The organism is Pseudomonas sp. (assembly GCF_050739995.1).
Lineage (GTDB): Bacteria > Pseudomonadota > Gammaproteobacteria > Pseudomonadales > Pseudomonadaceae > Aquipseudomonas.
In genome coordinates, this window is the sequence record NZ_JBOICG010000702.1 from 1 (window position 1) to 5,359 (window position 5,359).

Consider the following 5,359-nt stretch of genomic DNA (forward strand, 5'->3'; position numbering starts at 1 on the left):
CTGTTCTTGACCTGCGCGTAGGACTCGCCGGTGAGGAAGTAGATCTTGTCCTGACCTTCTTTGGCGCGAGCCAGGTAGTCGGCCAGGGACACGCTCTGCTCGCCGCTGTCGTCGCTGGTGGACGCAAAGCGCAGCAGGCCGGCGATCTTTTCCTTGTTGGCGAAATCTTCTGCCGGGCCTTCTTTCATGACCTGGCCGAAGTTTTTCCAGAAGCCCTTGTATTGCTCAGGCTCGTTCTTCGCCAGTTTTTCCAGCATGTCGAGCACGCGCTTGGTCAGCGCCGACTTCATCGAGTCGATAATCGGGTCTTTCTGCAGGATTTCCCGCGACACGTTCAGCGACAGGTCGTTGGAGTCGACCACGCCTTTGATAAAGCGCAGGTACAACGGCAGGAAGGATTCCGCCTGGTCCATCACGAACACGCGCTGCACGTACAGCTTCAGGCCTTTCGGCGCTTCACGCTGGTACAGATCGAACGGAGCACGGGCCGGCACGTAAAGCAGCGAGCTGTATTCCAGCTTGCCTTCGACCTTGTTGTGGCTCCAGCTCAGCGGGTTCTCGTAGTCGTGGGCGATGTGCTTGTAGAACTCCTGGTATTCCTCGTCCTTCACTTCAGTGCGAGGACGAGTCCACAGGGCGCTGGCACGGTTGACCACTTCCCATTCCTGGGCAGGCTTATCTTCGCCTTCGACAGCGGCCTGTTCTTTCGGCAATTCGATCGGCAGCGCAATGTGGTCAGAGTACTTCTTGATGATGTTGCGCAGGCGATAGCCGTCGGCAAACTCGTCTTCACCCGACTTCAGGTGCAATACGATACGGGTGCCACGGTCAGCCTTGTCGATAGTGGCGATTTCAAACTCGCCCTCACCTTTGGAGGACCAGTGCACACCTTCGCTGGCATCAAGACCGGCGCGACGGCTGAATACTTCAACCTTGTCGGCGACGATGAAGGCGGAGTAGAAGCCCACGCCGAATTGGCCGATCAGGTGCGAATCCTTCTTCTGGTCGCCCGACAGGTTCTTCATGAAGTCGGCGGTACCGGATTTGGCGATGGTACCCAGGTGGGTGATCGCATCTTCACGGCTCATACCAATGCCGTTGTCTTCAAGAGTGACGGTCTTGGCGTCCTTGTCGAAGCTCACACGGATTTTCAGTTCGGCGCCACCTTCCAGCAATTCAGGCTTGGACAGGGCTTCGAAACGTAATTTGTCGACAGCGTCAGAGGCGTTCGAGATCAATTCGCGAAGGAAAATTTCCTTGTTGGAATACAGCGAATGGATCATGAGGTGCAGCAGCTGCTTCACCTCGGTCTGGAAGCCCAGGGTTTCCTTTTGAGTTTCCACACTCATGGTCATCAAACTCCAATTGGATGGCAGTGGCCGCGCCCTAGAGGGTTGGCGGCGGGTTGTCATCAAAGTTGGGGGCTAAGGCCAGGATTTCAAGAGCGCTCCACGTCCTCAATCTTGAAATGTGCCCGGGCGGTGGCAATCGGTTCGGCCGACGTGCTTTGCCAGGCCGTGATCGCTACATTCGCCACTCGCCGGCCCTGGCGCCACACCTGGCATTTGGCGTAAGTGTCGCGATACTGGCCTGCACGCAGGTAATCCAGGGAAAAGTCGATGATTTTCGGCACCCCCGGCGCACCAGTGAATACCAGCAAATGCAACGCTGCCGACAGCTCCATGAACCCGGCAATCACCCCGCCGTGAAGCGCTGGCAATATAGGGTTACCAATGTTGTCCTTGTTGGCCGGCAGACGAAACAGCAACTCGTCCCCCTGCCGTGTGCACTCAATGCCGATCAACTTGGCGTAGGGAATCAGATCGAGCAATGCCTCGTAATCGCCGCGGGCGTGGGCCTGTTCGAGACGCGTCTTGAATCGGTGCGTCATGCCTGCTCTCCCTTGATCGTACTGCCCAACCCTTGGGTGCCCTTGAGGCGCTTGCCCATGCGCATGAAGGTGCCGACCACATGGGCGATCGGCTGTTGCGGGTCATCCTGATACGCGAAGCCACGGGTGAAAATCACGTCAGTGGTCACCCGGTAGCATTGGGCGAAGCCATACACCGGTTTATGCGGTTCGGCGGGATGCATGTAGTCGACGCGCAGGTCCAGGGTCGGGCACACCTCGAACTCGGGTAATACACACAGCGTGGCCATACCACAGGCGGTGTCCATCAAAGATGTGAGCGCACCACCGTGGATTACGCCGGTACGGGGATCGCCGACAATATGTGAGCCGTAGGGCAGCACCAGCGTCATGCCGTCCTCACTGGCCGCATGCACGCTCACGCCGAGCACTTGGCAATGGCGCAGCGCCGAAACAAAGCGGGTTGCGCGTGCTAACAACGGGTTTTCGGTCATTAGTTTTAGACTCTTATGAGTGTTAATACGCCGGATAGGGATTTGCGGTGAAAGTTCCTTGGCGAAAAGCTTTATATATCTGTGGGATAAAAGGAACTAATGCTGGCCCCTTGGGTTCGAAAGGCCAGTAGATATCTTCAATAAGGAGAAACACCCCATGCGCAAGACTTTAGCTATTTCCATGATGCTGGCCGCTGCCCTCGGCCTCGCTGCCTGCGATAAGAAATCCGAAGACAAAGCCCAAGACGCTGCAGCACATTCCGAGCAAGCTCAGAAAGACATGGCGGCAGCACAGGATAAAGTGAACGACGCAGCGAAAGAAAACGCTGATGCTGCCAAAGCTCAGGCTGAATCGAACGCCGCCGCCGCAAAAGAAGCTGCACCTGCCGCACCTGCAGAACCTGCCAAGCAATAATCGCCTGGTTAGAATGAGCAGTGCTGCAAAAGAAAGCCCGCTTTTATAGCGGGCTTTACTTTGTCTGCTGTTTTTCTAGCGATAGGAAGTTAGATCCCCCGCTATGGACTAAGACACGACCTCTTTAGAAGACACTTCAGGCATTGCCGTATCGGTCGGGGTATAGACCATCACCTGCAAGACGTCGGAGTGAAACTCCCGACGATACAACACCAGCACTACCCCGCTGCTCATCAACATGAACAACCAAGGGCTGACAAACCAGGCAAGCATGGTCATGCCAAAGTAATAAGAACGCAGGCCAAAGTTGAACTGGTTGGCGGCCATGGAAATCACCCGTGCGGCCCGTAGGGCAAACGCCTTGCGTTCTTGTTCCGACACATGCCGTTCACCGATCATCGGTGCCGAGCCGACCAATACCGCCGCGAAGTTGTATTGACGCATGCACCAACTGAAGGTGAAGAATGCGTAGACGAACACCAGCGCCAGGCACAGCAGCTTGATTTCCGACATACCCTGGGACGCCTGTTGTACCAGGGGAATATCCGCCAACAGCGACACCGCACGCTCGGAAGCACCCAGCACGGTGAGAATGCCGGCGAGAATGATCAGGGTACTAGAGGCAAAGAACGAAGCATTGCGCTCCAGGTTGCCGATCACGCTGGCGTCGGCAATCCGGTTATCTCGCAGCAGCATGCGGCGCATCCAGTCTTCGCGGTACAGATGCAACACGCTGGCCAGGCACGCAGTGTCACGGGCTTTCCAGGTGGCGTATCGGGTGTAGCCCCCCCCAGCACAGGATGAACCAGAGAGCGGCAAGCAGGTGGATCTGATTGGCTTCGATGAACGACATGCGGGTCCTATTGCGAGAGAGTATGGCGGGAGAACGCGGTCAAAATGTGGGAGGGGGCTTGCCCGCGAAGGCCAGGTGTCAGTCGATACATTCATCACTGACACACCGCAATCGGGGGCAAGCCCCCTCCCACATTTTGAAAGCTTTTCAACTTTAGAGGGTTGCAGTCTCACACGCATAAAAAATGCCCCGTATCGATTGATACGAGGCATTTCGGCACAGCGTAGAAACACTATTACGCGATGGCTTCGCTGCGCTTGCCAAGCATACGGTCAACCACCACCGCCACGACCAAGATCATCACCGACGGCACCAGCCACGCCAGACCTTGCTCGCTCAGCGGCAGGTGCGCCAATTGTGCAGGCATCCAATCCGCCAGGCCCGCGCCCTTGAGTGCATCGATGCAGCCAAAGATGAACGACACCAGCATCACCGGGCCGACGATTCGCCCCTGCTCCTGCCAGAAACCTTTGCAGAAGCTCAGCGCCACCAGCACGATGCACGGCGGGTAGATCGCGGTGAGCACAGGGATCGAGAACGCAATCAACTTGGTCAAGCCCAGGTTAGACACGAACAGCGAGAACAGCGCCAGGATCACGACCAGTGTCTTGTAGGACAGCGGCAGGATCTTGCTGAAGTACTCGGCGCAGGCGCAGGTCAGGCCCACTGCGGTAACGAGGCACGCCAGGGAGATCAGCACGGCCAGGAAACCACTGCCCAGGGAGCCAAAGGTGTATTGCACGTAAGCATGCAGCACTGCCGCACCGTTAGTCGCACCCGCCGCCACGGCATGGCTGCCCGAACCCAGGCGGAACAGGCTGATGTACACCAACGCCAGGCCCACGCCGGCAATCAGCCCGGCAATGATCGCGTAGCGGGTGATCAGTTGTGGCGACTCCACGCCACGGGAGCGGATCGCGTTGACGATGACAATGCCGAACACCAGCGCACCCAAGGTATCCATGGTCAGGTAACCGTTGATGAAGCCCTGGGAGAATGGGGCGGCCACATACTCTGGAGTAGCGACGCCCACATCACCGGCCGGCAAGGCGAACGCGGCGATGCCGAGGATGGCCAGGGCAATGATCTTCAGCGGCGCCAGGAAACGACCCACGGTATCCAGCAGTCGACCTGGATACAGGGAAACGAAGAACACCACCAGGAAATACACCGAGCTGTAGAGGAACAACGCCAGCGGGCTTTCGCCAGTCAATGGCGCCAAGCCCACTTCGAACGAAACGGTCGCAGTACGCGGGGTGGCGAACAGCGGCCCTACCGCCAGATACGCCGCCGCTGCCAGCAGGCCACCGGCGATCTTGCCGATCGGGCTGCTCAATGCGTCCATACCGCCGCCGACCTTGGCCAGGGCGATCACGGTGACCACCGGCAGACCGACTGCCGTGACCAGGAAGCCCAACGCCGCCATCCAGACGCTAGACCCGGACTGCAAACCGACAATAGGCGGGAAGATGATGTTACCGGCGCCCACGAACAGGGCAAACGTCATAAAGCCCAGCGCCAGGATGTCCTGGCTTTTCAACACTTTCATTTGAGGAAATACCACACTACTGAATCGGAATTTAGAGAGGGCTTCCCTATGGATGAGGGAAATGCTGCCGGCCCTTATGGGAGCCGACCGGTCTAGCGCGCTGCTTCCTTTTGGGATGCGGGCGCATAAAGAGGCGGCTAGAGTACAGAATTAGGCTGACAAGCGCACTGTTGCAGGG

At 57.8% G+C, this 5,359-nt stretch carries 5 protein-coding genes and 1 pseudogene; 1 reads left to right on the forward strand and 5 read right to left on the reverse strand.

The window, feature by feature from the left end; all coding sequences use genetic code 11:
• The 3 genes from htpG to ACRESD_RS23700 all read right to left on the reverse strand — a co-directional run.
• Window positions 1-1,349: molecular chaperone HtpG (gene htpG / locus ACRESD_RS23690; protein WP_431753128.1), on the reverse strand; the 1,349-nt coding region annotated here is incomplete at its 3' end.
• An 89-nt stretch (window positions 1,350-1,438) separates the two neighbouring features.
• Window positions 1,439-1,891: a PaaI family thioesterase gene (locus ACRESD_RS23695; protein WP_431753129.1), complete on the reverse strand. Its 453-nt coding sequence runs from the start codon at window positions 1,889-1,891 to the stop codon at window positions 1,439-1,441.
• On the reverse strand, window positions 1,888-2,364 hold the full coding sequence (locus ACRESD_RS23700) for a PaaI family thioesterase (protein ID WP_431753130.1): 477 nt from the start codon (window positions 2,362-2,364) through the stop codon (window positions 1,888-1,890). Before ACRESD_RS23700 ends, ACRESD_RS23695 begins: the two co-directional genes overlap by 4 nt.
• A 157-nt stretch (window positions 2,365-2,521) precedes the next feature.
• On the opposite strand from ACRESD_RS23700, the gene ACRESD_RS23705 reads away from it, so the two are divergent.
• Entirely contained in the window at window positions 2,522-2,779 is a 258-nt protein-coding gene (locus ACRESD_RS23705) for a hypothetical protein (protein WP_431753131.1), read from the forward strand.
• Between the two features lie 108 nt (window positions 2,780-2,887).
• On the opposite strand, the pseudogene ACRESD_RS23710 reads toward ACRESD_RS23705, so the two are convergent.
• Window positions 2,888-3,632: pseudogene (locus ACRESD_RS23710) on the reverse strand (DUF599 domain-containing protein).
• Between the two features lie 235 nt (window positions 3,633-3,867).
• A complete protein-coding gene (gene brnQ, locus ACRESD_RS23715; protein ID WP_431753132.1) occupies window positions 3,868-5,181 on the reverse strand; it encodes a branched-chain amino acid transport system II carrier protein in 1,314 nt (437 codons plus the stop codon).
• Between the last annotated feature and the right edge of the window lie 178 nt (window positions 5,182-5,359).

Excerpts from the sequence above, each read along its gene's own strand:
- ACRESD_RS23695 (WP_431753129.1), bottom strand. The coding sequence starts at position 1,891 with ATGACGCACCGATTCAAGACGCGTCTCGAACAGGCCCACGCCCGCGGC.
- ACRESD_RS23700 (WP_431753130.1), bottom strand. The coding sequence starts at position 2,364 with ATGACCGAAAACCCGTTGTTAGCACGCGCAACCCGCTTTGTTTCGGCG.
- ACRESD_RS23705 (WP_431753131.1), top strand. The coding sequence starts at position 2,522 with ATGCGCAAGACTTTAGCTATTTCCATGATGCTGGCCGCTGCCCTCGGC.
- brnQ (WP_431753132.1), bottom strand. The coding sequence starts at position 5,181 with ATGAAAGTGTTGAAAAGCCAGGACATCCTGGCGCTGGGCTTTATGACG.